The 13,757-nt window shown below is 44.0% G+C and carries 12 protein-coding genes; 6 read left to right on the top strand and 6 right to left on the bottom strand.

What is annotated here, in order from left to right:
* Window positions 1-127 precede the first annotated feature (127 nt).
* Both CHH91_RS02050 and CHH91_RS02045 read left to right on the top strand, forming a co-directional pair.
* The gene (locus CHH91_RS02050; protein WP_095221480.1) at window positions 128-1,543 is read left to right on the top strand and encodes a YfcC family protein; all 1,416 of its coding nucleotides are present in this window, start codon (window positions 128-130) and stop codon (window positions 1,541-1,543) included.
* Window positions 1,544-1,561: 18 nt separating this feature from the next.
* Window positions 1,562-2,701, top strand: coding sequence for a M20 metallopeptidase family protein (locus tag CHH91_RS02045; RefSeq protein WP_095221478.1), 1,140 nt, complete (start codon window positions 1,562-1,564; stop codon window positions 2,699-2,701).
* Window positions 2,702-2,739: 38 nt separating this feature from the next.
* Here the strand turns inward: CHH91_RS02045 and lacD are convergent, their stop codons facing one another.
* The 3 genes from lacD to pfkB are packed head-to-tail and all read right to left on the bottom strand — an operon-like array spanning window position 2,740 to window position 6,584.
* Complete coding sequence (lacD, locus tag CHH91_RS02040; RefSeq protein ID WP_095221476.1) at window positions 2,740-3,732, bottom strand: tagatose-bisphosphate aldolase; 993 nt, start codon at window positions 3,730-3,732, stop codon at window positions 2,740-2,742.
* A 13-nt stretch (window positions 3,733-3,745) separates the two neighbouring features.
* A complete protein-coding gene (locus CHH91_RS02035; protein WP_095221474.1) occupies window positions 3,746-5,656 on the bottom strand; it encodes a fructose-specific PTS transporter subunit EIIC in 1,911 nt (636 codons plus the stop codon).
* On the bottom strand, window positions 5,646-6,584 hold the full coding sequence (pfkB, locus tag CHH91_RS02030) for a 1-phosphofructokinase (RefSeq protein ID WP_095221472.1): 939 nt from the start codon (window positions 6,582-6,584) through the stop codon (window positions 5,646-5,648). Before pfkB ends, CHH91_RS02035 begins: the two co-directional genes overlap by 11 nt.
* A gap of 123 nt (window positions 6,585-6,707) precedes the next feature.
* Between pfkB and CHH91_RS02025 the strand changes: the two genes are divergently transcribed.
* Together CHH91_RS02025 and CHH91_RS02020 are read left to right on the top strand one after the other, a co-directional pair.
* Complete coding sequence (locus CHH91_RS02025; protein ID WP_095221470.1) at window positions 6,708-7,490, top strand: MurR/RpiR family transcriptional regulator; 783 nt, start codon at window positions 6,708-6,710, stop codon at window positions 7,488-7,490.
* A gap of 21 nt (window positions 7,491-7,511) precedes the next feature.
* On the top strand, window positions 7,512-7,835 hold the full coding sequence (locus tag CHH91_RS02020) for a nucleoside triphosphate pyrophosphohydrolase (RefSeq protein WP_095221468.1): 324 nt from the start codon (window positions 7,512-7,514) through the stop codon (window positions 7,833-7,835).
* A gap of 454 nt (window positions 7,836-8,289) precedes the next feature.
* On the opposite strand, the gene CHH91_RS02015 is transcribed toward CHH91_RS02020, so the two are convergent.
* A complete protein-coding gene (locus tag CHH91_RS02015; protein WP_095221466.1) occupies window positions 8,290-8,763 on the bottom strand; it encodes a DinB family protein in 474 nt (157 codons plus the stop codon).
* A 51-nt stretch (window positions 8,764-8,814) separates the two neighbouring features.
* Window positions 8,815-9,738 carry a LysR substrate-binding domain-containing protein gene (locus CHH91_RS02010; protein ID WP_095221464.1) on the bottom strand — a complete coding sequence of 308 codons (924 nt, stop codon included), beginning with the start codon at window positions 9,736-9,738 and terminating at the stop codon, window positions 8,815-8,817.
* Between the two features lie 127 nt (window positions 9,739-9,865).
* Between CHH91_RS02010 and CHH91_RS02005 the strand changes: the two genes are divergently transcribed.
* Window positions 9,866-11,872: a YhgE/Pip domain-containing protein gene (locus CHH91_RS02005; RefSeq protein WP_095221463.1), complete on the top strand. Its 2,007-nt coding sequence runs from the start codon at window positions 9,866-9,868 to the stop codon at window positions 11,870-11,872.
* A gap of 98 nt (window positions 11,873-11,970) precedes the next feature.
* A complete protein-coding gene (locus CHH91_RS02000) occupies window positions 11,971-12,603 on the top strand; it encodes a pentapeptide repeat-containing protein (RefSeq protein WP_095221461.1) in 633 nt (210 codons plus the stop codon).
* Window positions 12,604-12,645: 42 nt separating this feature from the next.
* On the opposite strand, the gene CHH91_RS01995 is transcribed toward CHH91_RS02000, so the two are convergent.
* Window positions 12,646-13,737, bottom strand: coding sequence for a low temperature requirement protein A (locus tag CHH91_RS01995; protein ID WP_095221460.1), 1,092 nt, complete (start codon window positions 13,735-13,737; stop codon window positions 12,646-12,648).
* Window positions 13,738-13,757 lie beyond the last annotated feature (20 nt).

Below are 13,757 nucleotides of genomic sequence, written 5' to 3'. Positions count from 1 at the left end.
GCTTTTTTATGTCTTTGCATAATCAATCTATAAATTTTATTAATATACGGTTGTATTTTTATATGAATCGTTGTATATTTATTAAACAATATACAACGAAGGATCATCCTTGAAGGAGTACAGCCAGATGAACAGCTTACAAGATTCGCAGCAGCAAGCTGCTAGCAAAAAGAAACCAAAACAATTCAATGTCTACGTGATGATTTTCGCATTCATCATCGTGGCAGCAATATTAACATATATTATTCCAGGCGGGTCGTATGACCGGGTGGATCAGGATGGCCGCAGTGTTATCCTCCCAGAAACATTCCATTACATCGATGGAGAAAATGTCGGTCTTCTCGGCATATTCAATAGCATTCACACTGGTATGGTGAATGGAGCTAATATTATCTTCTTCGTCCTGATTGTTGGAGGAGCATTTGGGATTTTCACTGCCACTGGAGCGCTTGATGCTTTTATTTATATGCTGTCCAGAAAGATGGCGAACAAAGAGAAGCTGCTTATCCCTGTATTGATGCTGTTTTTTGCAGCAGCTGGAGCATTAATGGGAATGTCAGATGAAACTATCGTGTATGTGGCTATTTTGGCCCCAATGGCTATAGCACTTGGATTCGATGCATTGACCGGATTTGCCATTGTTGTACTGGGCGCAGGTGTCGGTTTTACAGCAGCAGTCATGAACCCGTTCACAGTCGGAATTGCGCAAGGCATTTCTGAACTGCCAACTTTCTCCGGAATCGGTTTCCGGATTGTACTTTTCGTTATCCTATATCTTGCGGCTGTCTTCTATGTGATGCGCCATGCAAGTAAAGTGAAAAGGAACCCAGAGCTTGGTGAATACGGAAAGTTCGGCAGAAAAGCTGATACTTCCGCTCTTAACAAGACGCAGAAAATGACTACTCGTCACAAGCTTGTTCTATCAGCATTCTTGATTAATTACGTCGTATTGATTATCGGTGTATTGAAATACGGCTGGTACATTACAGAGATCGCTGGGTTATTCCTGCTGTTCGGTGTGGTGATGGGTATCCTCGGAGGGATTTCTTTCTCTGGTATTGCTGATAACTTCATCCTTGGAGCGAAGGACCTGCTAGGCGGCGCATTGATCATCGGATTTGCGCAGGCAATTCTTGTCATCTTCAACACATCAGGTATGATGGACACACTGCTGTATCATGCTTCCAACGCACTTGGAATGATTCCTGCTGCACTTTCTGCAGTTGGTATGCTATTCCTGCAGATGGGCATCAATTTCTTCGTCCCTTCCGGAAGCGGACAAGCAGCTTTGACGATGCCGCTTATGGCGCCATTGTCTGATATGATAGGTGTAACAAGGCAGACAGCTGTATTAGCCTATCAGTTTGGAGACGGTATCTCCAACACTATCTTGCCGACTGGCAATATTATCGCTCTGCTTGCAATCGCAGGCATCGGTTATGGGAAATGGGTGAAGTGGTTCCTGCCATTCTTCCTTATCCAAATCGGCATTGCCATTATCGCGCTGATCATAGCCCAAATGATTCAATACGGACCGTTTTAATAGAAGGAGTAATAGATTATGGAATTAGAGAGATTAGTAGAGCAGGCGATTCAGGATCGCCGGCATATTCACCAATACCCGGAATTATCAGGGGAAGAGTACGAAACAGGCAGATACGTACGTAACAGACTGGAAAAACTAGGGATTGAGGTCCTGGATTTCCAGCCGCCGAGTGTCGTCGGGTTTGTGAAAGGCACAAAAGGGGAGAAGACAATCGCGCTTCGAGCGGATATGGATGCACTGCCAATGGTAGAAGAAGGGGATAAACCCTACATCTCCAAGCATCATGGGGTAGCTCATACGTGCGGACATGATGGCCATACAGCTATCCTGCTTGCTGTAGCAGAGTGGATCACACTGCATAAAGAGGAAGTGGAGCCGAATATCGTGCTCATCTTCCAATCCTCTGAAGAGGCATCTCCGAGCGGTGCGGATAAGCTGATCAAAGAAGGTGTATTGAAAGGCGTTGACAGCATCTACGGCATTCATGTTGATGCGGAATTGGAAAAGGGTCAATTTGGTACTCGTCCTGGAGCTATGATGGCATCTGTTGATGACTTCGAAATCAAGATCCAAGGCTCAGGCGGTCATGCATCAACACCGCATTTGACAGTGGATCCGGTTTATATCTCTACACATGTCATCCAAGCATTGCAAAGTATTGTCAGCCGTAAGCTCAACCCGATGGATGCAAGTGTCATCTCTGTGGGGAAAATCGAAGCCGGCAACACATATAACGTCATTCCGGACTCAGCTAAAATCATCGGGACGATGCGCTCCTTCTCTGCAGAAGCAGTACAGACGATCCAAGAACAGATTAGCAAGCTGACAAAAGGGATTTGTGAATCTTTTGGAGCTACAGCGGAAGTTGATTTCATCATCGGTACACCACCGCTGATCAATGACGAAAAAGAAGCAGCCTTTGCAGAAGAGCTGCTGCAAAAAACATTCAGTGCAGAACGCTATGAAGAACTGGAGCCAGTCATGGGTTCAGAAGACTTCTCCTACTACTTGCAGGAAATCCCGGGGGTATTCGTCAAGGTCGGTATGCAAGGAGAGAAGAGCCAATATCCGCACCACCATCCGAAGTTTGATATTGATGAAGATGTGTTTGGGGATGCGATAAAGGTGTTTCAACTGTTTGTATTAAATCAATAAGCAAGAGGAGCATATGGGGTGGCCCATATGCTCCTTTTTTATGCTAGTATTTCAGCTTGTTTCCAAGATGTCGCTGTTTGTTTCAGCACTTCATTTAACTCTTCTACATTAGTTCTGCCTTCTTGCTGCAGCCATTGTTTCCCAGCAGCTTCTCCGTCACGACCAAAGATGGCTACACTATCCTTCCAGGTTGCCCGGCCGCATAAGACACCATTGAAGCTGGAACCTGCTTCTTTTGCAAAACGTAATGTCTCTTGGAAGAGGGAGGCACTGACGCCTGCACTCAAGAAGATGAAAGGCAAATCAGTTGCTTCACTTTGCTCTTTGAAATAGCGCTGTGCTTCTTCGCGTGAGTACACAGGTGTTTCTTCCGAGTATCCTTCCACATAGGCCATGTTTACCGGTACTTCAACTTTCAGCACATCCACTTTATATTGTGGTTTCGAGAACTCTATCATCATATCATTCACTTTATGAGGCTTAACTTTGGCGTATTCTGGTCCCTTTACATCATCATTGTGTGCGTCATAGGAGACAAGCTCCAGGAAGAAAAGAATATCCTCTGCTTGACATTCAGATCCGAGACGTTCTACGAAGATATGCTTCTTCTCATTAATGCTAAGATCCTCATCCACATCATAGTACAAAAGGAATTTTACCGCATCTGCGCCCTGAGCCTTGATTCGCTGAACAGACCAGTCATCGAGAATATCCGGCATGCGCCCAGGCTGTGTCGCGTCGTATCCTGTTTTTTCGTAAGCGAGAAGCAGGCCGGCATTTTTGTCGCGTTTCTGTGCTGCTGGCAAGCCATATTCAGGGTCCAGCAGGATAGAAGTGGCGTATGGTGTGAGTTCCTCGGAAATCAGTTCTTTAAAAGATACGATTGTATCGTCTCCCTGATCTGTTGTGCTCTCCTGCTGCAGCATCTTTTTCAAGGAGCCTCGCTGATCAATAGCGAGGGCTCCGATGATACCATTTTCGTCTGATAGTCTTTCAAGTGCTTCTCGTTTAGCGGGTGTTAAATTTAGCATGTTAGCAGCTCCCTTAAGCAGATAGTTTAGTAGAAAACAGGGCAAGAATATCTTTTGGGTCGATTGCATGATGCAGCTGATCGATCGTTTCCTGATGTACGAGCATTTTAGAAACCTCTGACAAGTAATACAGATGGTTAGAGGCAGTTCCAGTTGGTATAAGCATGGCGATGACAATTTGAATTGGCTGCTCATCTAATGCTTTCCATTCAACTCCATCGGCTAGCTTGAAGATAATGATTGCTGGCTTCAGGACTTCATTCCGCTCGGTATGGGGGATTGCGATACCTTGTTCCATACCGGTTGTACTTTCTTTTTCTCGCTGGAGAAAGCCATCCACTATAGCGGCTTGGTCCGTAATGATGCCGTGCTGCTTAGCGGTAGCAGCTATTTGCTGAAATACTTCTTTTTGTGTTGCAGCTTTCACATCCACCTTGATTGTGTCGAGAGACATAATCTGACTGACATCCTGTACTGGCAAAGCTGTTTTTTCTGTCACAGCTGCTGTTTCAGCAATTGGTGTTTCCTTCGCTGCGTTTTTAGCAGCTGTACGCTTTTGATCCATACCGATCAAGAATCCACTTACAACTGCACCAGCGAGAATGGCCAGTATCCAAAGGAAAGGATGCGTAACGATTGGCAGAACGATAAATCCGCCGTGGGGAGCTGGCACCTGTACTTTAAATAGGTAAGTCAATATAGCTGCGATAGAGGAACCTATCATTAGAAACGGAATGACCTTTAGCGGTTTTTTCGCTGCGAATGGAATGGCCCCTTCTGTGATATGAGTTGAGCCGAGCAAGAAGTTTACCAGACCAGCACTGCGCTCGCTTGTGCTGTAAGCTTTGCCGGCAAATAGTGTTGCAAAGCCAGTAGCAATCGGCGGAACGATACATGCAGCAGAGACACCTGCCATAAAGAAGTAGTTTCCATCTGACAGCAGGGCAGTTCCTGTTACGTAAGCTGCTTTATTGACTGGACCGCCCATATCGAATGCGCACATGATTCCTACAATAAGTCCTAATACAATTGGATTTGAATTTTGGAAGCTTGCTAGAAAATCCATCATTGCTTGGTTGATCCAGCCCATTGGAGCTGAAATGAACCACATTGCAAAACCTGCGATGAAAATACCGAAGACTGGGAATAAGAAAATTGATTTCAAGCCGTCAAGCTGTTTTGGAAGAGCTTTGAACAGGTATCCAAGTCCGAGAATGATATAACCGGTCATGAAACCGCCGATAATACCGCCCAAGAAACCAGTGCCATTGGTGAAAGCGATCATCCCGACGATGAAACCGATAACGAGACCAGGCCGTTTGGCTATCGATTCTGCAATATAAGCACACAGTACTGGTACCATCAGGTTCATGGCGATGCCGCCAATGGTGTTCATATAATAAGCGAACTCGTTGTACTGCGAGCTTTCAGGATCGGCAGAGTGGATACCGAACATAAGTGAGATGGCAATCATGACACCGCCAGCAACAACAATCGGCAGCATATGAGAGACACCGTTCATGAGCGATACGTAGATACTGCGAATAATAGAATCTTTTTGCTGCGGTTCGGAACTGCCAGCAGAAGCAGCACGCTGTCCATCTTTATAGATAGGCGCTGTTTGATTGATGATGCTATCAAGCAGTTTATCTGGCTCTTTGATTCCTTTGCTGACAGCCACGTTCACCATCCGTTTACCGATAAAACGATCGCGATTTACATCTTTGTCGGCAGCGATGATTACACCATCAGCTGCATCGATTTCAGCCTGCGTCAATGCATCTTGTATACCGTCCTGTCCATGTGTTTCTACCTTTATGGAGATGCCGCGTTTTCGTGCAGCTTCTTCCAAGGCTTCTTTTGCCATAAAGGTATGGGCAATACCGGTAGGACACCCGGTTGCAGCAATAATTCTATACGTCATGCTTTACACCCCATTTTCTTTTTAATTGGATTTGCCCTGCTAAGTAAGGGATATCACTAAGATCAGATAAACCTGATGTGAAAGCTGTAGAAGAGCCAGCAGCTGTTGCATAAACCAATGCTTCTTCTTCGGAATCTCCGAGCATTAATCTGCCGGCAAAAGCAGCGAGCATCGTGTCACCAGCACAGGCAGTGTTCACTATCTTGCCGGAAGGAGCGTTTACAGCCAGCTCCCGTGTGCTGTCACAATATAGTGCCCCCTGCGAACCGCATGATAGGAGGACACGCTGAGCGCCTCGTTCCAGCAGCTGTTCCGCAGCTTTTTGCAGTTCAGCCTGATTCGTATGATCGGAGATACTGAACCAATTGGCTATTTCCTCATCGTTTGGTTTGATAAGATAAGGTTCATATGCCAGACAGTCCAGAAGTACCGGAGAACTGATATCGAGAACCAGCCTCACTCCTTGCTGTTGGGCAATCCGGGCAATGTCGACATGAATCTGATCGTCAACGCCGCGCGGAAGACTGCCTGAAACGAATAGCCAATCACCGTTCTCCAGTTTCGTTAACTGCTCAAGAAGTTGCTCCTGTGCCTGTTTTGAAATGATAGGCCCCCTGTTTACTGCTTTGTATTCCATGCTGTCTGCACGGACGAAAGTATTAATTCGAGTGATACCATCCACATTTATGAATGCGGTTTCAATTCCAGCAGCTTCAAGCTCTTTTTCAATGAAATCCCCGGTAAAACCACCTAGGAATCCGGTCGCCATATTGGAAATGCCTAACTTCTTCAACATAAATGAGATATTGATGGCTTTTCCGTTCGGCTGATACTCTTCAAATATGCTTCTGTTTACGACGAAAGGATCAAAAGAGGTAAACTCAGAGAAAAGATCGATCGCTGGATTCATCGTACATGTATAAATCATCCGCATCACTGCCTATCTGTGTTTTTCTTACATTTTCATTATGGCATGCATTTTTATGTAAATGTTTTCAACATCAGCTGATTTCGCTACAATATTAGTAAACGTTTACACGGGGGAATCGTCATGAGTGGAACCTTTCTGACGCGGGTCAGCCAGCATACAGAGAAGATGAGTGAAGCGGAGCTGTATTTAATCCGCTATATACGGGAAAACCTCAACACAATTCCTAAGTTATCTATCGTGCGGTTAAGTGAAGATGCGAATGTTTCCACGGCTACCATTGTTCGTACTATGAAAAAACTTGGCTATAACGGGTTTACCGATTTTAAAATTCGGCTGAAGGATGAGAATGATCAGAACCCGAACTTTTCGATCATTGAGCAAGTGGATGAAGAAATAAAAGATGCCATTTTAAAAAATGAACAAGAGGTGATGCGTACAATCGAGATGCTTAATAGCGGCTTAATAGAAGACACTGTCCAGAAAATTCGCCACAGCAAGCGCGTTATATTATTTGCACGAGGGTTTTCGGAGCTGATTGCAAAGGAAATGGAAGTGAAGCTGCAGCTGCTGAATAAATATGCGGAGCTGCATGATGATCCAAATATCATCCGGACGAAAAGTAAGAGACTGGAAGAAGGGGATTTAGTCATTTTTGTTTCGTTGAACGGGTATACCGAAGAACTAGTGGATGCTGCAAAAAGCTGTCAGGAAAATGATACAAGTATGATTGCTTTGACTTGTAATAAAAACAGTCCGCTCGCATCGCTAGCTGAATTGACGTTGACAGGCTATAAGTCCGAAACATCTTATTTTCCGGATTATGAGGTAAGATCCAGACTTCCGCTTCAGGTGATATCGAGAATACTGCTGGATGCTTATGCCATTCGAGCAGGAAAGTCCTAGTTTACGGAAGGGGAGAGATATATGCCAACTTACAACAAGCTGGTGCGTGATCATATTCCAGCCATTATTCAGCAAGCAGGAAAAGTACCTAAAACTGCAGTCCTTGATCAAGATAGATATATAGAAGAATTGAAGCTTAAGCTGTTAGAGGAAGCTAATGAAATTTCGAAAGCAGAAGAACATAATGAAGTTGTTGAAGAGGCGGCTGATTTACTGGAGGTACTGCACGCTCTCCTTGATGCCAAGGGTATATCATTAGAAGATATCGAATACGCGCGTCGGCAAAAGAAAGAAGAACGCGGTGGCTTTGAGGATAGAATCTTTTTGATAGAGGTCAGTAATTAAATCGGAAGCAGAAGCTAAAATAGGTTAGCAATCAATAATTCGTTATATAGGAAAAGCCCTCGTTTTTGAGGGCTTTTAGATTACTGGGACACGTCCATGTTAAATCACTGTTGATGCAATGGCTGCTCGGGTTCCGTATGCTACTGCTAGGATAAGCTACTCCTTCGAAGGAGATCCTTCCTAACTCGTCAACCAGGATACCGCCGTTTTGCTCCGTAGCACAACCGAGAGAGGAGATAAAGGAGTGAGATTGTGCCAATTCTGATGTAACAATACCACCCTGAGCGTTCTATATCAGTTCTGTCTGTGAAAGTCACTTTTTCCAAATAGCCATCTTGGTCACGCAATTGCCTTTCCCGAAGGCAGTAATCCCAGATAAGCGATAGTATGGAGTGCATAGTTAGTGGCTTTGGTGTATTTCATCATCTCACACGCCTTATTATAGGAAACTGAATCACCTATTTTTTTTGTTCAGAGCCTTCTTTATATCTAATATTGCTTGCAAGTGCATTCCTTCGTGAAATATTGTCCTGACAAGTACTTGTTCGATAGTTTCCATTCCCATATCGATAGCCTGGTACTCCTCATCCATACGGTCAGCGTACTTTTCGAAAATCTGATCTGGCTGTGTTTGTAATAAGGAAATCAGATCAGTGAAAGTGGGGGTATTGTCTGTAAAATCTGCAGGAGTGGTGCCGTAGCTGAACCACTCTTTAAAGTCATTAGGGATGGGGGCTTCTTCTTTGGTTAATGCTTGAATCCATAAATATTGATCCAGAAAAACATGTCCTAAATTCCATCTGACATTATTTCGGAAGCCTTGGGGAATAATGTCTGCCTCTTCTTCGGTGAAGCTTTTAGCTAATTGAAGCAATTCCATGCGATACGTTCTCATTTGGCCAAGCAGTATTTCCTGACGTTTCTCCATTGAATTCCCTCCTTTCTTTTAAAATTCTGCATGATTTGTCAATAACCTTTATCATAGTTCACTGCTTAGAAGGGCAGCAGTTTTTCGCAGTTCTTTCTCCAGGGCCTCGAAGTAGTCAGATAAGAAACCCTGAAATCTCTCTGCAACTGGGCTGAGATATCTTCTAGTGGACCAAGCCAAGCCGATTGTTCGTTCACAAATAGGATCCTGCAGACGTATGACGGGTAAGTGGGATGTTTTATTGCCGATTAATGAAACAGAGGGAATGAAGGCTATCCCAAGCCCTTTGTTTACCAGCTCCCCAATGACGCCAGGTTCGTCTCCCTCAAAGGCAATATGTGGCTGAAAACCGGCTAGCTGACAATATTTATCGGTCAAATTTCGAATACCATACCCTTCATTCATGCTGATGAAGGCTTCATTGCGCAGCTCATAAAGGGAGATATGACTTTTTGTTTCAAGCCAGTGACCGGGAGGAGCAATCAGCAGTATTTCTTCTGTCATGAGCGGCTGCCATTCGATATCCTCAGCTTGAATCGGAACGGAGGAGATACAGAAATCGAGCTCGCCGCTGCGCAGCTTTTCCGTCATCAAAGGCACAGACTGTACGTATTGTTTGAAGTGGACTTGGGACTCTTCCCTAAGGAATCCGCTGATCAAATCAGGTAAAACGCGTGGGATAGTAACGGAAAGCCGAATTGTATGATCAGCTTTCTGATTCGTTTCATTCAGTTCCCGCCTTGCTTCCTGCAGCTCATGAAGGACAGCATCAACGCGCCGGAGGAACATCCTGCCGTTTTCATTTAATTTGATTTGCCGGTTATAACGTTCGAAAAGCTTTACACCTAAGTCCTCCTCCAACCGGCTGATTGCTTTGCTGAGTGAGGGCTGTGCGATATTCAATGCTTCTGCAGCATGTGTCATGTGCTCTAATTCAGCAACTTTTTTGAAATAGTGCAGCTGTAGTAATTCCACGTTAATCCTTCTTTCGGATAGTCTAGAAGCTATTATTTATAATGATATATATATTATACATTATGTACCTGAGCCATTATGCTATTTAGATGTTCAATATTTCACAAAGATAAAGGTGAGGGAAATTATGAAAGGAATAAAATTAGGCTTTTTTGATATAAAGCGGATGTTTCAGCATAAGCACGGGCGTATTGCACTTATATTCTTACTGATTATTCCGGTCATTTACGCTGCGTTGTTCCTTGGCGGATACTGGGATCCATATGGTCATGTCGAGGATTTACCGGTGGCAGTCGTCAACCAGGATGATGGAGCAAGCATGGATGGCGAAGAAATGCATGCCGGGGATGATTTCATTAAGGAATTACAGAAAAGCAAGGCGATGGACTTTGCTTTCGTATCAGACCAGAAGGCAGAAGATGGATTGGAAGATGGCAAGTATTATATGAAAGTAACCATCCCGAAGGATTTTTCTGAGAAAGTGACAACATTGATGGATGATAAACCGCAGCAAGCGGAGCTTACGTATGAAGTGAATCCAGGGAAAAACTTTGTTGCTGCGCAAATCAGTTCTTCCGCGATGGAGGAAATGAAAACAAAATTGGCTAGCAGTATTACGAAATCGTATGCTGACAGTGTATTCACAAGCTTCCATGAAGTAGCTGACGGATTACAGGATGCGGGTGATGGAGCTGGCGATCTTCATAAAGGGATTACAGATGAGCAGAGCGGTATGAAAGATCTGCAAAATGGAATTGGTGATCTGAAGGCCGGTGCGTCCGATCTAGCAAACGGCGCTGATCAACTGGCAGGTGCTGAAGGTAAACTTTCTGACGGCATCAGCAATTTGCACACAGGTGCAACTGATTTGGCGAGTGGTTTAGGTCAATTGGATGAAGGAGCAGCCTCTCTGCAGACGAATACGGAAAAGGTTGCCGACGGTTTAGCTGATTGGAAAGCGCAAAGTGACAAGCTTTCGGATAATCAGGATGCATTCACATCTGGATCTGAGGATTTGAGCAAGCTGGTTGCATCGTATATGAAAGAGCATCCAGAGCTTAAAGACGATAAGACGTTCCAGCAAATAGCAGCTGCATCTGATCAGCTTGCAGATTCCTCAGCTAAATTAGCAGACGGTCAGCAGCAGCTCGGTGAAGGAGCAGATAAGCTGGCTGGAAGCGAGCAGAAATTAGCGGATGGTATGGATTCATTCAGCGATAAACTCGGTTCAGCTGTAAGCGGAGCGGATAAATTAGCTAGCGGAGCAACAGATTTGAGTAATGGCTTTGACGAGTATTCAGAAGGCTTTGGATCCTTGCAGAGTGGTGCTGCGAAGCTTGCTTCCGGTACAAATGATCTTTCAGATGGGGCAGCACAGCTTGACGATGGTATGAGTAAGCTGTCCGATGGATCCGATGAGCTTGCGACAAGCCTGCAGGATGCGGCTGATAAAACAAGTAACATCCAGTCTAGTGATGCGCTGACGACGATGTTCGCCGATCCGGTTAAGCTGACAGAGAAACAGCTATCGGATGTACCGAACTATGGTGTCGGCATTGCGCCGTACTTCTTGTCACTTGCTTTGTTTGTTGGTGGTTTGATGGCGGCCAACATCCTGCCGCTTGGCAGAAGACAGGATATGCAAGTATCAGGTACGGTACAATTCTTCAGTAAACTGACACTGGTGTATGTCGTGGCGATTGTACAAGCGGTTATTCTTGATCTTATCTTCTTGTTCGGATTCCAAGTTGATGTGCAGAGTGTTCCGTTATTCTTCTTGTCCAGTATGATTGTGTCTATGACAGTTATGACGATCATTCTTACGCTCGTCACATTATTCGGCAACCTTGGGAAACTGCTTGCCATTGTGCTGCTGGTTCTTCAGCTGGCAACTTGTGGCGGAACGTTCCCGAGTGAATTGACTGTGTCTGCATTGGCATCTGTTGGTCAATACTTGCCGATGGCACATTCCTTGCATAGCTTGCAGGAAGCAATCACGCTCGGTGACTGGTCGGTACTAGGCCACCAGCTTGCGGATCTAATGATTTATCTTGTTGTTGTCGGTGTCATTGGATGGATTGTATCTCATCTGCAGCACAGACCGAAAAAAGGGAATCAGCTGGAAGCAGCTTGATAAAGAGCTCGCCTATAAAGGCGGGCTCTTTTCTATTGACACCATATGATAGACTGTAGACAGCAAATGGAAGAAATCAAAAGTAGAGGATAGAGATCATGCAGATTGAAAAACCGAAAGTAGCGATGGAATTACCTGAGAAAAGAATGCACGATATCTTTTTTGAAGAGGAACCAGAATTGGAAATGTGCCAGGTGCAGCAAGCTGATTTTTCGAATGAATCAGTGTACAGGCTGCGATTGTCGAAGGTAGTAATCCGCAATAGCCGATTTAACAATACGGACTTTACCGGGATGGACTTGCTGGATGTCAGGTTCGAGAATTGTGATTTTTCCAATGTGAAAATGAGCAAGTCATCCATTCACCGGGTGGAATTCCAAGGCTGTAAGATGCTCGGAGCAGATATGACCGAGTCTAGTTTTGGTAATGTTTCTTTCCGTGATTCTTTGGTGAATCTTGTATCATTCGGCCAATCGAAAATGGAGAAAGTGATATTTTCCTCCTGTGGATTACAGGGAGCGGACTTCTATGCCAACCGAATGAAGAAGATAGAATTTACTGATTGTGATCTGAATGAAGTGAACTTTGAACAGACATCTCTCAAAGGAATTGATCTGAGCACAAGCAGTTTCCAGCAGTTAACCGTATCTATTGAAAATTTGAAAGGCTGTATCGTTTCTCCAAATCAAGCAATCCAATTAGCTTCATTGATAGGACTAGTAGTTAAGTGAAAAGCTTCCCGAGTGGGAAGCTTTTTTATCTCGTGAGTTCCTTTAAGTCGTAGTCAACTTTGCATAGATGATAAAGAATAAGGTCATTTCTGCTACTATTACAATATAAGGAACTGGCACAAGCAGATTAAAAATGAAGAATAAGCCTAAAATACCTAAAAATAAACCTAGGTGATATATTTTCAATCGGTGATGCGCGTGTCTATATTGGTGAAACACAAAAGTAGTTGAAAAGAAATAAAGCAATACAGAACCAAAAATAAAAAATAAGTTGAAGAAGTACTCGACCTCATCCAAGACCATTAGTCTGATAGATGCTGCAATAGCACTTAATGACATTAGTATAAACAGATGACCATAAATGATCGTTTGGCCGGCTGTTTGAATGTGTTTATCCACTTTCTTCTCCACATTATCAAAGTATTGCCACCACATTGCGATAATGAGCAGAAAGGCAATGACAGCTAGTCCAATAGAATTCCAATCTCCTTGTGTTGGCTGGATAACGGCCAACGTACTGACAAGGGACTCTCCAAAAAGGATGATAGTGAATAATCCAAATCGCTCTAATAAATGTGCCGTATTGGTGGGGACTTTCACTAAATATCTTCTTCCTAACATAGGAATGATGATATCAATTAAGATTCCCAAGTAGAGAACAACATAGCGGATCCATGAATCAAAGAAAAGGGAAAGTAACGAAACGATAATTCCTACCCAAAAATATTTTCCAAGATACAGTGCTGCTTGCTTCCGGGCTCCCTCTTCTATTCGCTGTACAACAAGGTATTGGATAGCAGTAACAGCTCTTAAGCCAATATAGCCTATCAAGAAAGAAAGATAATATGGATCAAAATCGACGGATAAACTTGAGGTCATGACTAGTGCAAAAAACATTTGCAGAATTAAAAACAACCGTTGATGAAACAAGTCCTGTCCAAAACGATTGACGAACATCGTCTGTCCTACCCATGCCCACCAGATCGGCACAAAGATCAATACAAACTTAAACAAGTATTCAGCATGTATATGACCGTCTTCTACATGAAGCAACACGTGTGTTGCAACTGCAACTGATGCAACAAAAAGTAAATCATAAAAAAGTTCTAACCACGTCACTTTCTTTTCAAACAACTTTTCCACATCCCCATAAA

Source organism: Virgibacillus sp. 7505, assembly GCF_002272135.1.
In the GTDB taxonomy this organism is placed as follows: domain Bacteria; phylum Bacillota; class Bacilli; order Bacillales; family Amphibacillaceae; genus Terribacillus.
Note: the sequence above shows the minus strand (reverse complement) of the source record. Positions and strands in the feature narration are given on the sequence as shown.

Excerpts from the sequence above, each read along its gene's own strand:
- pfkB (WP_095221472.1), bottom strand. The coding sequence starts at position 6,584 with ATGATTTATACATGTACGATGAATCCAGCGATCGATCTTTTCTCTGAG.
- CHH91_RS02015 (WP_095221466.1), bottom strand. The coding sequence starts at position 8,763 with ATGGAGAAACGTCAGGAAATACTGCTTGGCCAAATGAGAACGTATCGC.
- lacD (WP_095221476.1), bottom strand. The coding sequence starts at position 3,732 with ATGCTAAATTTAACACCCGCTAAACGAGAAGCACTTGAAAGACTATCA.
- CHH91_RS02000 (WP_095221461.1), top strand. The coding sequence starts at position 11,971 with ATGCAGATTGAAAAACCGAAAGTAGCGATGGAATTACCTGAGAAAAGA.
- CHH91_RS02025 (WP_095221470.1), top strand. The coding sequence starts at position 6,708 with ATGAGTGGAACCTTTCTGACGCGGGTCAGCCAGCATACAGAGAAGATG.
- CHH91_RS02045 (WP_095221478.1), top strand. The coding sequence starts at position 1,562 with ATGGAATTAGAGAGATTAGTAGAGCAGGCGATTCAGGATCGCCGGCAT.
- CHH91_RS02005 (WP_095221463.1), top strand. The coding sequence starts at position 9,866 with ATGAAAGGAATAAAATTAGGCTTTTTTGATATAAAGCGGATGTTTCAG.
- CHH91_RS02050 (WP_095221480.1), top strand. The coding sequence starts at position 128 with ATGAACAGCTTACAAGATTCGCAGCAGCAAGCTGCTAGCAAAAAGAAA.
- CHH91_RS02035 (WP_095221474.1), bottom strand. The coding sequence starts at position 5,656 with ATGACGTATAGAATTATTGCTGCAACCGGGTGTCCTACCGGTATTGCC.
- CHH91_RS02020 (WP_095221468.1), top strand. The coding sequence starts at position 7,512 with ATGCCAACTTACAACAAGCTGGTGCGTGATCATATTCCAGCCATTATT.